Annotated in this window: 10 protein-coding genes; 7 read left to right on the top strand and 3 right to left on the bottom strand. The window is 59.2% G+C overall.

The window, feature by feature from the left end:
• Position 1: 1 nt before the first annotated feature.
• The 3 genes from ACEQFP_RS00320 to rcsB all read left to right on the top strand — a co-directional run bounded on the left by ACEQFP_RS00320 (position 2) and on the right by rcsB (position 4,567).
• Positions 2-1,114 (top strand): ABC transporter permease, encoded by a 1,113-nt coding sequence (locus ACEQFP_RS00320; RefSeq protein ID WP_005288071.1) that lies wholly within the window; start codon positions 2-4, stop codon positions 1,112-1,114.
• A gap of 95 nt (positions 1,115-1,209) precedes the next feature.
• Complete coding sequence (rcsD, locus tag ACEQFP_RS00315) at positions 1,210-3,921, top strand: phosphotransferase RcsD (protein ID WP_047059463.1); 2,712 nt, start codon at positions 1,210-1,212, stop codon at positions 3,919-3,921.
• A complete protein-coding gene (rcsB, locus tag ACEQFP_RS00310; protein ID WP_005288075.1) occupies positions 3,914-4,567 on the top strand; it encodes a response regulator transcription factor RcsB in 654 nt (217 codons plus the stop codon). The genes rcsD and rcsB overlap by 8 nt, the downstream gene beginning before the upstream one ends.
• 68 nt (positions 4,568-4,635) lie before the next feature.
• On the opposite strand, the gene rcsC is transcribed toward rcsB, so the two are convergent.
• A complete protein-coding gene (rcsC, locus tag ACEQFP_RS00305; RefSeq protein WP_005294637.1) occupies positions 4,636-7,515 on the bottom strand; it encodes a two-component system sensor histidine kinase RcsC in 2,880 nt (959 codons plus the stop codon).
• 181 nt (positions 7,516-7,696) lie between these two features.
• Positions 7,697-10,330: a DNA topoisomerase (ATP-hydrolyzing) subunit A gene (gene gyrA, locus ACEQFP_RS00300; protein ID WP_370547300.1), complete on the bottom strand. Its 2,634-nt coding sequence runs from the start codon at positions 10,328-10,330 to the stop codon at positions 7,697-7,699.
• Between the two features lie 194 nt (positions 10,331-10,524).
• Here gyrA and ubiG point away from each other — a divergent pair, with 194 nt between their 5' ends.
• The 4 genes from ubiG (at position 10,525) to yfaE (ending at position 15,536) form a co-directional block, all read left to right on the top strand.
• Positions 10,525-11,280 carry a bifunctional 2-polyprenyl-6-hydroxyphenol methylase/3-demethylubiquinol 3-O-methyltransferase UbiG gene (gene ubiG / locus ACEQFP_RS00295; protein ID WP_047059460.1) on the top strand — a complete coding sequence of 252 codons (756 nt, stop codon included), beginning with the start codon at positions 10,525-10,527 and terminating at the stop codon, positions 11,278-11,280.
• A gap of 428 nt (positions 11,281-11,708) precedes the next feature.
• On the top strand, positions 11,709-13,991 hold the full coding sequence (gene nrdA, locus ACEQFP_RS00290) for a class 1a ribonucleoside-diphosphate reductase subunit alpha (protein WP_035602295.1): 2,283 nt from the start codon (positions 11,709-11,711) through the stop codon (positions 13,989-13,991).
• Positions 13,992-14,082: 91 nt separating this feature from the next.
• Positions 14,083-15,213, top strand: a complete 1,131-nt coding sequence (gene nrdB / locus ACEQFP_RS00285; protein WP_005288097.1) for a class Ia ribonucleoside-diphosphate reductase subunit beta — start codon at positions 14,083-14,085, stop codon at positions 15,211-15,213.
• Positions 15,213-15,536, top strand: a complete 324-nt coding sequence (gene yfaE / locus ACEQFP_RS00280) for a class I ribonucleotide reductase maintenance protein YfaE (protein ID WP_109728344.1) — start codon at positions 15,213-15,215, stop codon at positions 15,534-15,536. The genes nrdB and yfaE overlap by 1 nt, the downstream gene beginning before the upstream one ends.
• Here yfaE and ydeP read toward each other — a convergent pair.
• Complete coding sequence (ydeP, locus tag ACEQFP_RS00275) at positions 15,533-17,812, bottom strand: acid resistance putative oxidoreductase YdeP (protein ID WP_370547299.1); 2,280 nt, start codon at positions 17,810-17,812, stop codon at positions 15,533-15,535. The genes yfaE and ydeP overlap by 4 nt on opposite strands.
• Positions 17,813-17,841 lie beyond the last annotated feature (29 nt).

The raw sequence follows: 17,841 nt of genomic DNA, 5'->3' as shown, positions 1-17,841 counted from the left end.
CATGCTGCACCGTCTACTGACCCTGATCATCAAAGAGCTACAGTCGCTACTGCGTGACCCGCAGACGCGCACCATCTTGGTAGTGCCGGTGATCATGCAAGTCTTACTGTTTCCCTTTGCCGCAACGCTTAACGTCACTAACGCCACCATCGCCATCTACAGCGCGGATAGCGGCCCGGCCTCCATCGAACTGACCCAGCGTCTGGCCAAGGCCAGCGCCTTCTCTCAGGTGATCCTGCTGGAGAGTCCGCAAGCCATCGCCCCGACCATCAACGATCAGCGCGCCCTCCTCGTGGTGCGTTTTCCAGCTAACTTTAGCCGCGATCTGCTCAGCGACCAGCCCACCACCCTGCAACTGATCCTCGATGGCCGTAGCTCTAACAGTGCCCAGATCGCCGCCAACTATATCCAGCAGATCGTCAGCGAGTATCAGCAACAGCTGCGTAGCGAGCTGCATCAGCCTAGCTTGATTAATAGCCGCCTGATCGTACGTAACTGGTATAACCCTAATCTGGATTACAAATGGTTCGTGGTCCCCTCGCTGATCGCCTTGATCGCCACCATCGGGGTGATGATCGTCACCTCACTCTCCGTGGCGCGTGAGCGTGAACAGGGTACCCTCGAGCAGTTGCTGGTCTCACCGCTCAATACCTGGCAGATCTTCATCGGTAAGGCGGTGCCCGCCCTGATCGTCGCCACCTTTCAGGCGACCTTGGTCCTGCTGATCGGCATCTTTGGCTACCAGATCCCCTTCGCTGGCTCGCTGTGGCTGTTCTACTTCACCCTGCTGATCTACGGCCTGTCCCTGGTCGGCTTCGGGTTATTCATCTCCGCCCTGTGTGCCACACAGCAACAGGCGTTTATCGGCGTCTTTGTCTTCATGATGCCCGCCATTCTGTTGTCCGGTTATGTCTCACCGGTGGAGAATATGCCGGTCTGGCTGCAGAATGTGACGTGGATTAACCCCATCCGCCACTTTACCGACATCACCAAGCAGCTCTACCTGAAAAATGTCGGTTTCGCGGTCATCTGGCACAATCTGTGGCCACTGCTGGTGATCACCGTCGCCACCAGCGGTATCGCCTACGCCATCTTCCGGCGCAAGATCGCCTAATGAGGCGGGGGGCGACGATGGGCGATGCCAGCGCTGCTCCCCCTTGCTATACTGCGCACAGCGTTTTTTTCGACTGACAGGATCGCCCGCGCGCTATGCAGCTAACGTCAAATTCCATGTCCCTTTCCGGCGTCACCCGCAGCTATCTGCTGTTTATCTTGCTATTGCTGCTGGGCAACCTGCTGTACGGCTATAACACGGTCAATGGCTACCTCAGCGCCAAACAAAATATGCTGTCGTCGGTCGCCCGGTTGTTACAACAACGGATCGAGACCTACCGTTTCATCACCTATCAGATCTACGAAACGCCCCCCAGCGACGAGCCCGCCAACAGTTCGGCGCCGCAGCATGAATTGCGCCTACGCCCGGATATCTACTTATTGGATAAGGCGCGCCATAAGACCGATGCCTTGATCTTTGGCCTACACGATAGCGCCACCAGCGAACTGGCGCAGAACCTGTCGCGCTATCTGGACACCCTCTGGAGCGCCAATACCGAACCCTATTCGCTCTACTATCTCAATGGGCAAGATAATAGTCTGATCCTGATCTCAACCATGCCGATGAAGGATCTCTCGGCGCGCTATAAGGATGGCTATCTGGGGAACCTGGTCGAGGCGCGCAAGGCCGAGATGCTCCAGCAGTCGAACGCGCTCGATCAGCGTGAAGGCTTCTCCGGGTTGCGTAAGTTTCGTTTCCAAAACGCCTACTACTTTACCCTGCGTACCACCTTCAACGATCCCGGTCATCTGGCCACCGTGATCGCCTTCGATCTTCCGGTGGAGGATCTGTTGCCGAGCAACCTACCGGCGCAGCGCTTCCAGTTACGGGAGGAGCAAGGCAACGAGGGCGAGTGGAACGCCAACGATGAGCCACCACGCGCGATGACTCAGCTGAGCTGGCCCTGGATCACCATCAACAGCCCGATCCATAACACGCCCTTGACGCTCCAGTTCCACATTCCGGCGATGGCGTTGATCATCGATCTGGCGCGCAACAACTTCTGGGTGCTGCTGATCAACCTGGCGCTGCTGGTCCTCTCCGCCATCGCCTTCTACATCGTACGCCACCAGTATGTTCGCCCCGGTAAACGCATGGCGGCTCAACTGAACGCCCAGCAAGAGATGAATCAGGAGATCATCGCGCATCTGCCGATGGGGTTGTTAATCTACCGCTTCGATAACAACACGTTGGTCGCCAGTAACAAACAGGCTGACCAGTTGCTGCCCCACCTGAGCCTGCATAAGATCGCTGCGATGGCCGATCGCCATCATGGTAAGGTGCAGGTCAGCATCAACAATGCCATGTACGAAGTACAGATGGTGCGCAGCCAACAGACGCCTCACTCGGCGCTATTTCTGATCCGGAATTTGGACACCGAGGTGCTGATGAGTCAGAAGCTCAAGCTGGCTCATGAGGAGTATGAGAAGAACCTGACGGCGCGCAAGACCATGACCGACAACCTGAGTCATGAGTTGCAAGCCCCCCTACGCGCGATCTCTCGTCTAAGTACGGCCCTACGCGAGGCGCCGAATCAAGCGGCCCTGCTCGATGATCTGTGGCTGGAGAGCCAACACGCACAGCGCCTGATCGACGAAATCACCCTGTTGACCGCCGTCGAAAGCCAGGATTGGCATCCTCAGACCCGCCAATTCCGCCTGCATGAGCACATCGACGCCCTGTTACTGCGCAATCTCCCCGCCATGCGGCGCAAGGGATTAATGCTACTGGGGCGCGTCGATACCGATCCCGCGCAACAGTTTGATGGCGACATCGCCACCCTGGAGCGGGTGCTGGAAATGCTACTGCACTATGCCATCGTCACCACCGCCTATGGCAAGATCAGCCTGACCATCGGCCTCGATCCCCAGCAACCCGACCGGCTGCACGTCCAACTGAGCGATACCGGCGCCGGCCTCACACGCACCGAGCGCCGTAACCTGCACTATCCAGCGCTATCCGCGGCACAAAGCGACCGCTTCACCCGTGGATCGAGCCTCACCTTCTACCTCTGCGCCCAGCTCTGTCGCCGGTTAGACGGCGAGTTAACCATCGATAGCCGGCCCGATATCGGGACCCACTACCGCTTCACCTGCCGTATGCACCCCCTGCCACTCAACGAGCAGCAGGAGGAGAAACTGCTGGAGGGCATCACCATCGGCCTGCGTATCACCGCCGAAGAGATCCACGCCCGTGTCAGCCAACGTCTGGAGGGACTCGGCGCGACGCTGATCAACGCCGCCGACGAGGGCGAAGCCAACGGCGCCACGCCTCCCTGCGATCTGCTGGTTACCGATGATCCCGCCCTGGCCCAGGCGAATACCTTATTGCTGGCGGCCGACGTCGACGGGTTCGAGGAGTACGCGCCACAACGCATTCGCGCCAACTTTAATCTCAGCGATGCATTGATCGACGCCATCCTGCTGCTGATCGAGCGGCAAATGGCGGCGGCAGAGCCCCCCGTCCATTGCGAATATGCTGAAAATGCTGAAAATGCGTTATCCTCTATCGAGGAGAACCCTTTTAAATCAAAGGATTACTATTCGCTGTTTTTGGATACAGTACCCGCAGATATACAAAAACTGTATACTGAGTCGGATCAACAGGATTGGCCCACGCTGGCCCTCACCGCACATCGCCTCAAAGGTGTCTTCGCCATGCTGGCGTTCCCCGTCGGTAAAAAGCTGTGTGAACAGCTAGAAGAGGCCGTTAAACATAACGACGCGGCACAAGCGCGAGTCCTGATCAGTCATATTGACGCTTTTGTCAGCCGACTGCTTCAACTAGGTAACCAACAATATGAATAACCTGAATGTAATCATTGCTGACGACCATCCCATCGTTTTATTCGGCATTCGTAAGTCGCTGGAACAGATCGAGTGGGTGAATGTCGTCGGGGAATTCGAAGATTCCACTACGCTGATCAATAGCCTGCCTAAGCTGGATGTCAACGTTCTGATCACCGACCTTTCCATGCCCGGTGACAAGTACGGCGATGGTATTACCCTGATCAAATACATCAAGCGCCACTTCCCGGAACTGTCGATCATCGTCCTGACCATGAACAATAACCCGGCCATCCTCAGCGCCGTGTTGGATCTGGATATCGAAGGGATCGTGCTGAAACAGGGCGCGCCGACCGATCTCCCCAAGGCGCTCGCCGCCCTGCAGAAAGGCAAGAAATTTACCCCGGAGAGCGTCTCTAAACTGTTGGAGAAGATCAACGCCAGCGGCTATGGCGATAAGCGCCTCTCGCCGAAGGAGAGCGAGGTTCTGCGCCTGTTCGCCGAAGGCTTCCTGGTCACCGAGATCGCCAAGAAGCTGAATCGTAGTATCAAGACCATCAGCAGTCAGAAGAAATCGGCGATGCTGAAGCTGGGCGTCGATAACGACATCGCCCTGCTCAACTACCTCTCATCGGTCAACATCATGCCGAATGATGACAAGGAATAACACGCCCTCGCCCGCCGCCTCGGCGGCGAGCCGTCACCCCACAGCCGCCAAATCTGTGGGGTCTTTTTTTATTCACCGCGCGTGGCCGCCCGATGGCGACGGATCTCGGCCGCATAACCGCTGAGCGAAGCCAGCAGATCCTCACGCATCACCGGTTTGGAGAGGCAACTGTCCATTCCCACCTCGATACAGCGCTGCCGCTCCTCCGCCAACGCGTTGGCCGTCACGCCAACGATCGGTTGGGTACGCCCCTGCTGCCGTAGACGCGCCGTCAGCTGATAGCCATCCATGTTGGGCATGTTGACATCCGTCAGCACGATATCGGCCGGCTGTTGCTGCAACATGCCTAAGGCATCCACCCCATCGCACGCCACGCTGACCTGCGTGAAGCCGAGCGAGTTCAGTTGGTCGGCTAACAGACGACGATTGATCGGATGATCATCGACGATCAGGATCGCGATATCGCTGAAGTCCTGCGGCGACATCGCCTGCTCATCGTCGCCCGAGGAGACGAGCGCCTCGCTGACCACATCGCCCGGCGCGGCAAAGAGGCGGTTGAGTAGCTGCAACAGCTCCAACGGGGCGGCAGTATTCAGCACCCATGCGCCCGGTGCTTGGCTACAGGCGTGTCCCAAGTAGTCGGCACGCAGCTGAATACGGGTAGCAAAAGGCGTCTCGGCAGCCAACGGATGATCGCTGATCACCACCGACTGCGCCGCCTCGTCTGACGAGGCGGGACAGAGACAGACCCGCGCCCCGGCCGCGCTCAGCAGCGCGTGCAGGTAACGCTCCAACCGGGCGTTGTGAATATCCAACCATAGAGTACGTTGTAGCAAGACCGGCTGTATCGGCTGCGCCGGCACGGCCTGATACATCGGCAGACGAATAGTAAAGATACTGCCCAGCCCCGGCTCCGACTCCACCGCGATATCCCCATCCATCAGACTGACCAGCTTCTCGCAGATAGCCAACCCTAGCCCGGTGCCGTGGAAGTGACGCTGCACGCCGCTACCTACTTGGAAGAAGGGGTCGAACAGGCGCAGCACATCACGCGCCGGGATCCCCATCCCGGTGTCCCGGATACGGAACTCCAGATAGAAATCATTGACTCGCGCCTGGAGGATAATGCAGCCGGTATCGGTAAACTTGATGGCGTTGCTCAACAGGTTAGAGAGCACCTGTTGAATACGCATGATGTCGCCGCTGATCTCCGCCGGGACATCGGGCTCGATAAAGCAGTACAAAGTCAGACGTTTACGCACCACCAGCGGCAGATAGTTGCCGATGATGTGCGGGATCACCTCGCGCGCGACGAAGCGCCCCGGCTCGATCTTCAACTGCTCCGACTCGATCTTGGAGAAGTCGAGGATGTCATTGATGATCTTCAGCAGTAGTCCCGACGAGTTGCTCATCGCCCCCAGCAGACGTTGTACCTCCTCGGGTAGCGTCTTGGTACGCAGCAGATCCAGGTTGCCGATGATGCCGTACAGCGGCGTGCGTAACTCATGGCTGACCGTCGCCAGGAACATCGACTTGGATTGGCTGGCCTGCTCTGCCGCCGCCGCCATCTCCTGCAACGACTCCTCCATCTTCACCCGGGTACTGACGTCGACCATGGCGCAGATGGCCACCTCCTCGTTGCGGTAACGCGAGCGCACGAAGCTGATTTGCAGGTTCTGATTCTGCGCGGTGATCACATCCAGCACGCTGACCTGCTCTTCATTGAGCAGGCGTACGATGCGTTGACGATCTTCCGGTGTAAATTGGCGCGTATAGTTATGGGCCAACTCGTTACTGAGGATGTTGCTGCCGTCACTCACCCGGAGGATCGAGATCCCCACCGGCGCCGACGCCACAATCTTACGGTTAAACTGCTCGTGCTCCTCGAGGCGCAGCGCGTTGTTCTCCGCCGGGAGGAACATCTTGCGCTCAAATAGCCAGGTCAGCACAAACAGCACCAGCGCGCTGATCAGGTTCAGCACGATGGCGTTGATCAACAGCAGGTTAAAACGTTCCAGCAATACCCGTACCGGTAACGAATAGACGATAGTCAGGCCGCTGGGACGCAACTTCTTCTTCAACAGCAGGGTATCGTAGCCGCTGTTATAGCCGAAATAGTTGTCATCCTCCGGCAAGCCATTCAGCAGCGGCAACGCGCCCCCGTTTTCGGCGTAACTCAGCAACACGTCTCCGTCATCGCTCAGCAGCGTCACCCCGATGGGCAGTACCGAGGGATTGGTCAACTCCTCTAGGCGCAGCGTCTGCTCGATCCCCAGCACCGCCTCCAGGTGGGTGGCCGCATAGACCGGCGCGGTGATATACAGGGCGCCGACGTCCCGTTGCGCGCCTGGCACCACCCAGTACAACACCTGCTCCTTGTCGTTGTTATTACGGAAATGGTTAACACGCTGCTGTAATAAGCGCAGGCTGTTCCCCCCCTCCAACGGTACGTTGCGAATGCTGAAATCCGCCAAGCACAGGCTGCTACCACCGATGACGAAGATGCGGTTGAGATCGTAGGCGGCGACAAAGTTCTCCTTCCAGTAGCGGATGAAGCCGCTCAATGCCCGCAGCGAGGTGCGATAGTTGTCGCTGGCTCGCCGGCAGTCCGACTCGGGGAATACCGGCAACAACGGCGGTACCTCGCCGTGAATGTCCAACAGCCCGCCGCTGTAAGGCTGGATACTCTCATCCCCCGACCAGGCCAGGCGATTCTCGGCGATATAGCGAATGTCGCGCATGGTGGCGCTAGCCTGACGGATCACCGCCTCCGCCTGATCGTAGTTCAGGTGGAAGTCCTGGCGAATATCGGACTCTTTCTGGTGGAACTGATTCAGAATATAGAAGGTGGTCAGCAGGGCGCCCAGGATCCACAGCATCAACGCCAGCGTTCGGAACAGGTAGCGCGACAGGCGGAGCGTGGTGCGAAAAGAGACAAAATATTTCAACGTGGCACCCGTAACCGTGATGACAGGAGGAATGGCGTTAAGGTAGCGGCAAACCCCGCGCGGCGCAATGACTTGACGCCGATCGCCCCCCTTGGCGCCGCGCCAGCGGGGGCTCAACAAGCGCGGAGACAGCAAAAAGGCCGGTCAAGACCGGCCTTGGTTTACTCGGGCGTGGCGACGCTTACTCCGCGTCGTCGCTCCCCTCGTCGTCGTTCTCCACCTCCGGCACGATCTCCTCGTCGCCTTCGGCGGCGCTACCGTCGATGCTGTCCAGCTCTTCGTCATCCACCGGCTCGACCACGCGTTGCAAGCCAACGACGTGCTCATCCTCGGCGGTACGGATCAGGATCACCCCTTGGGTATTACGCCCAACGATGCTCACCTCGGAGACGCGGGTACGCACCAAGGTGCCCGCGTCGGTGATCATCATGATCTGGTCACCGTCATCGATCTGCACCGCGCCCACCACGCGACCGTTACGCTCGGTCACCTTGATGGAGATGACCCCCTGAGTGGCACGGGACTTGGTCGGATACTCGGCCACGGCGCTGCGCTTACCGTAACCGTTCTGAGTCACCGTCAGGATCGCCCCCTCACCGTGCGGCACGATCAGCGAGACGACGCGATCATCGTCGGCCAGCTTAATCCCACGCACCCCGGTGGCGGTACGGCCCATGGCACGCACAGCGTCCTCCTTGAAGCGCACCACCTTACCGGCGGCGGAGAACAGCATCACCTCGTCGTTACCGTCGGTCAGATCGACGCCGATCAGTTCGTCACCGTCGTTCAGGTTCACCGCGATGATCCCCGCGGCTCGCGGACGGCTGAACTCGGTCAGCGCCGTCTTCTTCACGGTCCCACTGGCGGTGGCCATGAAGACATTCACCCCTTCGGCGTACTCGCGCACCGGCAGGATGGCGGTGATACGCTCATCGGCCTCCAGCGGCAACAGGTTGATGATCGGACGGCCACGGGCGCCACGGCTGGCTTCCGGCAGCTGATAGACCTTCATCCAATACATGCGACCACGGCTAGAGAAGCACAGGATGGTGTCATGGGTGTTGGCCACCAGCAGGCGCTCGATGAAGTCCTCTTCCTTAATGCGGGCGGCAGACTTACCCTTACCGCCACGACGCTGGGCCTCGTAGTCGCTCAGCGGCTGATACTTGACGTAGCCCTGATGCGACAGGGTGACCACCACATCTTCCTGCTCGATCAGATCTTCGATGTTGATGTCCGCCGTGTTGGCGGTGATCTCGGTACGACGCGCGTCGCCGAACTGCTCACGGATGGCGATCAGCTCTTCGCGGATCACCTCCATCAAGCGTTCTGGGCTTTGCAGGATGAAGATCAACGCGGCGATCTGCTCCAGCAGCAGCTTGTACTCATCCAGCAGCTTCTCGTGCTCCAGGCCGGTCAGCTTTTGCAGACGCAGATCCAAGATCGCCTGCGCCTGCTGCTCGGTCAGGTAGTAGTGACCGTCGCGGATGCCATACTGTGGTTCCAGCCATTCTGGACGAGCGGCATCATCGCCGGCGCGCTCCAGCATCGCCGCCACATTGCCCAGCGCCCAGGCGTGGGAGACCAGGGCCGCCTTGGCTTCCGCCGGCGTCGGCGCATGACGGATCATCTCGATGATCGGATCGATGTTCGCCAGGGCGATGGCCAGACCTTCCAAGATATGCGCGCGTTCGCGCGCCTTGCGCAATTCGAAAATCGTCCGGCGCGTCACCACTTCGCGGCGGTGGCGAACGAAGGCTTCCAGACACTCTTTCAAGGTCAGCAGCTTCGGTTGCCCCTGATGCAGGGCGACCATGTTGATACCGAAGGAGACCTGCATCTGCGTCTGGGAGTAGAGGTTGTTCAACACCACCTCGCCCACCGCGTCGCGTTTGATCTCGATGACGATACGCATGCCGTCTTTATCGGACTCGTCGCGCAGCGCGCTGATGCCTTCGACGCGCTTCTCTTTCACCAGCTCGGCGATTTTCTCGATCAGACGTGCCTTGTTGACCTGGTAAGGGATCTCATGCACCACGATGGTCTCGCGACCATTCTTGGCGTCGGTCTCGATCTCGGCGCGCGCGCGCACGTAGATCTTGCCGCGCCCGGTACGGTAGGCCTCTTCGATACCGCGTCGGCCATTGATGATCGCCGCCGTCGGGAAGTCCGGCCCCGGGATGTGCTCCATCAGCCCCTCGATGGTGATGTTCTCATCATCGATATAGGCCAGGCAACCGTTGATCACTTCGGTCAGGTTATGGGGCGGGATATTGGTCGCCATCCCCACGGCGATACCGGCCGAGCCGTTCACCAACAGGTTCGGTACCTTGGTCGGCAGCACGTCGGGGATCTGCTCTGTGCCGTCGTAGTTGGGCACATAATCCACCGTCTCTTTCTCTAGATCGGCCAACAGTTCATGGGCGATCTTAGCCATGCGCACTTCGGTATAACGCATCGCCGCGGCGGAGTCGCCGTCGATGGAGCCGAAGTTACCCTGACCGTCAACCAACATATAACGCAGGGAGAAGGGCTGCGCCATACGCACGATGGTGTCGTAAACCGCGATGTCACCGTGCGGGTGATATTTACCGATAACGTCACCGACCACACGGGCCGATTTTTTGTATGGTTTGTTCCAGTCATTGCCCAGCACGTTCATCGCGAACAGGACGCGACGGTGTACCGGTTTCAGGCCATCCCGAACATCCGGCAGCGCACGACCGACGATAACGGACATGGCGTAATCCAGATACGAGTTTTTCAACTCTTCTTCGATATTGACCGGCGTAATCTCTCTGGCAAGGTCGCTCATGGAGCTGCTATCCCTCTACTAATTATTCATCTGCCGCTACCCTCAATACATCGAGTAGAACCAGGCGCATACACGATGACAAAGACGACAATGATACCACAAAGGCACTGCTTGTGCGAAATGCGCCACGCCATTCCTGCCCGCCTGATCGCTGCCCCTTTGCCCGTGGCGTGGAAAAGGTATAATCCGCGCTAATGGGTATTTTTTGCGCGCGCCAGCGCGCCGAATTAAAGGAGTCTGAGGTGTCACAAAACGTTGATATGCAGGAAATTGCCAAGTTTGAGGCCGTCGCTTCACGCTGGTGGGACCCCGAAGGCGAATTCAAACCACTACACCGCATCAATCCACTCCGGCTGGATTACATCCAGCAGCGTGCCGATGGGCTGTTCGCCAAGCGGGTGCTCGATGTCGGCTGTGGCGGCGGTCTGCTGGCCGAAGCCATGGCGCAGGCCGGTGCCGACGTGACGGGGCTGGATATGGGAGGCGAGCCACTCCAGGTGGCGCGCCTGCACGCCTTGGAGAGCGGCGTCACGGTCGACTACCGCCAAGAGACCGTCGAGCAGCATGCCGCCGATGGCACGGCACAGTATGATGTGGTCACCTGTATGGAGATGCTGGAGCATGTGCCCGACCCCTGCTCGGTCGTACACGCCTGCGCCCGCCTGGTGAAGCCCGGCGGCCAGTTATTCTTCTCGACCATCAACCGTAACCCGAAGTCGTGGCTACTGATGGTCGTCGGCGCCGAGTACCTGCTGAAGATGGTCCCCAAAGGCACCCATGATGCGCGTAAATTTATCCGCCCCGCCGAGCTGATGGGCTGGTTAGACAGCACCCCGTTAACGGTACGCCATCTGTGCGGCATGCACTACAACCCGCTGCGTGACCGTTTCACCCTCGGGACCCGCGTCGATGTCAACTACCTGTTGCACGCCCAACGCGAGGCGGACTAAGGCGAGCGTAGCGAAAAGGCCGATAAGGCGGGCGGTAGCGGTGCACCGTCCGTCCACCATGCGATGGCTTTTGCAGCAACCTCGAAGCAGATCAAGATTAGTGATTTTAGCAATGAATAATAAAGCGGCAGACGATCAATTTTTTTAAATCCGCCTCCATTTTATCCCCCACGGGGATGGTGCCAGAGCCGACGCCGTCTACCGTCCACTCCGTAACATTTCACCCCCAACTTATCCACAAGCCGTGCCGATTTTGTTCACTTGCAAATCGCGGCAAACACCACTATCTTGTTGCCACATCGTCACCAACCCCCTATATATTGTGTTAACACCCCAAGCAAGCCACTAGTGCGCCGGGTGTTGATGCCGCGCGGCGCTGGCCCTCAGGGCACGCCTCGCCGGGGATCACACGGACAGGAACGCATCCTATGAATCAGAGTCTGCTCGTCACTAAACGCGACGGAAGAAAAGAGCGCATCAACCTCGACAAGATCCACCGAGTCCTCGATTGGGCCGCGGAAGGGTTACAGAACGTCTCGGTCTCCCAGGTTGAGCTACGCTCCCACATCCAGTTTTATGATGGCATCCGCACGGCGGATATCCACGAAACCATCATCAAGGCCGCCGCCGATCTGATCTCCCGTGAGACCCCGGACTACCAATATATGGCCGCGCGTCTGGCCATCTTCCACCTGCGCAAGAAGGCTTATGGCCAATTCGAGCCGCCGAAACTGTACGACCACGTGGTGCGCCTGGTCGAGATGGGCAAGTATGACCGCCATCTGCTGGAAGACTTCAGCCGTGATGAGTTCGAACAGATGGATGGTTTTATCGACCACTGGCGCGACATGAACTTCTCCTATGCGGCGGTCAAGCAGTTGGAGGGCAAGTACCTGGTGCAGAACCGCGTCAGCGGCGAGATCTACGAGAGCGCCCAGTTCCTGTATATCCTGGTATCTGCCTGCCTGTTCTCCCACTATCCGCGTGAGACACGGCTGGACTACATCAAACGTTTCTACGATGCAGTCTCCACCTTTAAGATCTCTCTGCCGACGCCGATCATGTCTGGGGTGCGTACCCCGACGCGCCAGTTCAGCTCCTGCGTGCTGATCGAGTGCGGCGACAGCCTGGACTCCATCAACGCCACCTCGAGCGCCATCGTGAAGTATGTCTCCCAGCGTGCCGGCATCGGCATCAACGCCGGGCGTCTGCGCGCGCTGGGCAGCCCAATCCGGGGCGGTGAGGCCTTCCACACCGGCTGTATCCCGTTCTACAAGCATTTCCAGACCGCGGTGAAATCCTGCTCTCAAGGCGGAGTACGTGGCGGCGCGGCCACCCTGTTTTACCCGCTGTGGCATCTGGAGGTCGAGAGCCTGCTGGTGTTGAAAAACAACCGCGGGGTCGAAGATAACCGTGTGCGCCACATCGACTATGGTGTGCAGCTCAACCGCCTGATGTATCAACGCCTGATCCAGGGCGGCGAGATCACCCTGTTCAGCCCTTCCGATGTGCCGGGGCTGTACGATGCCTTCTTCGCCGATCAGAATGAGTTTGAACGCCTGTATGTACAGTACGAGCAGGACAGCCGCATCCGCCAACGCAAGATCAAGGCCGTCGAATTGTTCTCGCTGATGATGCAGGAGCGCGCCTCCACCGGGCGTATCTATATTCAGAACGTCGATCACTGTAACACCCACAGCCCGTTCGATCCCCAGGTGGCGCCGGTTCGTCAGTCTAACCTCTGTCTGGAGGTGGCGCTGCCGACCAAACCGCTGGAGGACGTCAACGACGAGAGCGGTGAGATCGCCCTGTGTACCCTGTCGGCCTTCAACCTGGGTGCCATCGACTCGCTGGACGATCTGGAAGAGTTGGCGACCCTGGCGGTACGTGCGCTCGACGCCCTGCTCGATTACCAGGACTATCCGATCCCGGCCGCGAAGCGCGGCGCCATGGGACGTCGCACCCTGGGTATCGGGGTGATCAACTTTGCCTACTACCTGGCGAAGAATGGGGTACGTTATTCCGACGGTAGCGCCAATGCCCTGACGCATCGCACCTTCGAGGCCATCCAGTACTATCTGCTGAAGGCTTCCCACCAGCTGGCGCGTGAGCAAGGCGCCTGCCCGTGGTTCAATGAGACTCGTTATGCGCAGGGTATCCTGCCCATCGACAACTATAAGAAGGATCTCGACGCCATCTGCGCCGAGCCGCTGCACTATGATTGGGAGACCCTGCGCGCCGATATCGTCCGCGACGGGCTACGCAACTCGACCCTGTCGGCCCTGATGCCCTCGGAGACCTCATCACAGATCTCCAACGCCACCAATGGCATCGAACCGCCGCGCGGCTACATCAGCATCAAGGCCTCGAAGGACGGTATCTTGCGCCAGGTGGTGCCGGAGTATGAGCGTCTGCAGGAGGCCTACGAGCTGCTGTGGTCCTTGCCGAACAACGACGGCTACCTGCAGTTGGTCGGCCTGATGCAGAAATTTATCGACCAGGCGATCTCTGCCAATACCAACTACGATCCGTCACGCTTCCCCTCCGGGAAGGTGCCGATGAAGCAACTGTTAAAAGATCTGTTGACGGCGTATAAACTGGGCGTGAAAACGCTCTATTATCAAAACACCCGCGACGGTGCGGAGGATGCCCAGGAGGATCTGGGAAGTGCACAGGATGATGGCTGCGAAAGCGGCGCCTGTAAGATCTAACCTTCCCGCCTCAGGCGCTCCCCGCCGGGAGCGCTGGTATCTCCGCTTGATTTTCGACGCCCCGCGCCGCGGGGCACACTAGGATTAGGGTATGGCCTACACCATCTTCTCGCAAAACAAGAACGACCAACTACTCGAACCGATGTTCTTTGGTCAGCCGGTTAACGTTGCTCGCTATGATCAACAGAAACATGAGATCTTCGAGAAACTGATCGAGAAACAACTCTCCTTCTTCTGGCGTCCGGAAGAGGTCGACGTCTCACGTGACCGTATCGACTACCAGGCCCTGCCGGATCACGAGAAACATATCTTCATCAGTAACTTGAAGTACCAGACGTTGCTGGACTCCATCCAGGGGCGCAGCCCCAACGTCGCCCTGCTGCCGCTGATCTCCATCCCGGAGCTGGAAACCTGGGTGGAGACCTGGTCCTTCTCCGAGACCATCCATTCGCGCTCCTATACCCATATCATCCGCAATATCGTCACCGATCCGTCGGTGGTCTTTGATGATATCGTCAGCAATGAGGAGATCCTCAAGCGTGCGCGCGACATCTCCGTCTACTACGATGATCTGATCGAAAGTACCGGTTACTACCATCTGCTGGGCGAAGGCACGCATCAGGTCAACGGCAAGACGGTCATCGTCAACCTGCGCGATCTGAAGAAGAAGCTCTATCTCTGCCTGATGAGCGTCAATGCCCTGGAGGCAATCCGCTTCTACGTCAGCTTCGCCTGCTCTTTTGCCTTCGCCGAGCGCGAACTGATGGAGGGTAACGCCAAGATCATCCGGCTGATCGCCCGCGACGAGGCGCTGCACCTGACCGGTACGCAACACATCCTCAACCTGATGCGTTCGGGGCAAGACGACCCTGAGATGGCCGAGATCGCCGCCGAGTGTGAGACCCAGTGCTACGATCTGTTTGTGCAGGCCGCCCAGCAAGAGAAGGATTGGGCCAGCTACCTGTTCCGCGACGGCTCGATGATCGGCCTAAACCGGGATATTCTGTGCCAGTACGTGGAGTACATCACCAATATCCGCATGCAAGCCGTCGGCTTGTCGCTGCCCTTCGAGACACGCTCCAACCCGATCCCCTGGATCAACGCCTGGCTGGTCTCCGACAACGTGCAGGTCGCCCCGCAGGAAGTCGAGGTGAGTTCCTATCTGGTCGGACAGATCGACGCCGAAGTCAACACCGACGATCTGAGCGACTTCCAACTCTGATGTCGAAGCTCGCCCTAGACGCCGCCGTGGAAACGGCGGCAAGCGAGAGTGACGGTTGTGCGCCGGTGCGTTACCGCATCCGGCTGGCGCGGAGCGGACGCCAAGTCGACCACCTCGATGATGGCGGCTCCCTCTTGGCGAGCCTGGAGCGGCAACAGGTGGCGTTGGAGTACCAGTGCCGCTCCGGTTTTTGCGGCGCCTGCCGCTGCCGGCTACTACGCGGTCGAGTCAGCTACCGCCAACCGCCGCTGGCCTTCCTGCAGGCGGATGAGATCCTGCCCTGCTGCTGTCAGGTGCAGCAGGACATCGAACTGGATCTCTAACCGACCCGTTCCAGCACCACCGGAATACTCTTATAGGCAGGGATGCCACTCGCTGGATCATGGTTCTCTAAGGTCAGCATATGGTTGGACTCGGGGAAGTAGGTCGCCAATGAGCGATCGGCCATCGGGTAGATCACCACCGTTAAGCCATCCATTCGGCGAGCGCTGCGTTTCCCCTCCGACGTCAAGGCGATCAGATTGACGCGTTCGCCCGCCTGCACACCACAGCGCTGCGCCTGCTCGGCGCTGATAAACACCACATCGCGCTGGCCAAACACCCCACGGTAACGGTCATCCATCCCATACAGGGTGGTGTTGTATTGATCGTGACTACGCACCGTCGCCAATACCAACTCGCTGTTAAACGCCGAGGCGGGATCCTCTAACAGACCCTCACAGGGAATAAAATTAGCCTTACCCGATGCCGTCAACCAGCGCCGCTCCGCCGCCGCATTGGTCAGGTGGAAACCGCCCGGATGACGGATACGCTGATTAAAGTCGGCAAAGGCCGGGAATACCGCCTCGATGTCGTCACGAATACGATCGTAATCCTCCACCAGGCTCTCCCAGGCCACCACGCTATGCGGCAAGGCCGCCTGGGCGATGCCGGCCACCACGACACACTCTGACTTCAGTAAGGCACTGGCCGGTTTTAATACCCCACGCGAGGCATGCACCATCGACATCGAGTCTTCCACCGTCACGGCCTGAGCCCCGCTCTTTTGCATGTCGATCTCGCTGCGCCCCAGTACCGGTAAGATATAGCTATGGTGCGCGGTCAGTAGGTGCGAACGGTTCAACTTGGTGGCGATATGCACCGCCAGATCCAACTGGGTCAACGGAATGGCACTCGCCTGCCGATCGGGCATCGCCAGCGCAAAGTTTCCCCCCAGGCAGATCAGCGCCCGGGCCTGGCCGCAACAAATCGCCTGCATACTGGCGACCGCCGCGTGGCCGGGAGCCGAGGGTGGCGTGAAGCCGAAGCGTTCCCCCAGACGAGCCAGAAACTCGGCCGATGGCTTCTCGGTAATGCCGACGGTACGATCGCCCTGCACATTGGAATGGCCGCGTAACGGGCAGATGCCCGCTCCCGGCCGCCCGATGTTCCCCTTCAGTAGCAGCAGATTGACCAGCTGCTGTACGTTCTGCGTCCCGTGTTGGTGTTGCGTGATCCCCATCCCATAGCAGATGATGGTACGTTCGGCGGCGGCATAGGCATCGACCAGCTCGGCGATCTGGGCCTGGCGCAAGCCGGAGATCCGCTCAATATCCGCCCAGTTCGTATTGAGTACGTCACGACGCAGATCGGCATAGCCGACGGTATGCGTCTGAATAAAGGCGTCATCCAGCAGCGGCGCCTGCCCGGCGGCGCGGGCCGCCTCATCGCGCTCGATCAATAAACGCATCATCCCCTTGAGCAACGCCGTATCGCCGCCGATGCGCACCCGGTAGTAGGCGCTGGCCAACTGGGTCTCGGCATCCGTCAACATCTCCAGCGGGTTCTGCGGCGCGGTGAATCGTTCCAGACCGCGCTCCTGTAGGGGGTTGATGGCGATCATCTTCGCCCCACGCTTCACCAAGGCCCGCAGTGAGGTCAACATGCGGGGATGGTTGGTCCCAGGATTATGGCCGATACAGATCACCAGATCGCACTGCTCGAAGTCCTCCAGCAGTACCGTTCCCTTACCGACGCCGATGCTGGCGGCCAGGCCGACGCTGGTTGGCTCATGGCACATGTTAGAGCAGTCGGGGAAGTTGTTGCTGCCATACTCGCGGGCGAAGAGCTGATAGAGGAAGGCGGCCTCGTTAGACGTGCGCCCCGAGGTATAGAACTCGACCTGGTTCGGGTCGCTATAACCTTGCAGACGGGCGCCGATCTCATCGAACGCCTGCTGCCAGCTCAACGGCAGGTAACGGTCGCTGGCGGCATCATACTTTAACGGCAAGGTCAGGCGGCCGGCGGCCTCCAGCGCGTGATCGTCCCAACTCAGCAGTGACTGCACCGTATGCGCGGTAAAAAACGGGGCATCCAGCCGCTTATCCGTCACCTCCCAGGCCAATGCCTTGGCGCCATTTTCGCACACGTCGAATGAGGCACTGTGCTTGGGATCCGGCCAGGCACATCCCGGGCAGTCGAAGCCATCCGGTTTGTTCATGTCAAACATGGCGATCACCTCACGCCGCAGATCCATCTGCTGGCGCAGCGCACCCGCCACCGCCTTCACCGCATCCCAACCGCCGGCGGCGGCCCGATAGGTTTCTATCTTCTGCTTCATGATTCCCCCACGGCACACTGTAAAACAGT

It is taken from the genome of Edwardsiella sp. A.80236 (assembly GCF_044540725.1).
GTDB lineage: Bacteria > Pseudomonadota > Gammaproteobacteria > Enterobacterales > Enterobacteriaceae > Edwardsiella > Edwardsiella tarda.
Note: the sequence above shows the minus strand (reverse complement) of the source record. Positions and strands in the feature narration are given on the sequence as shown.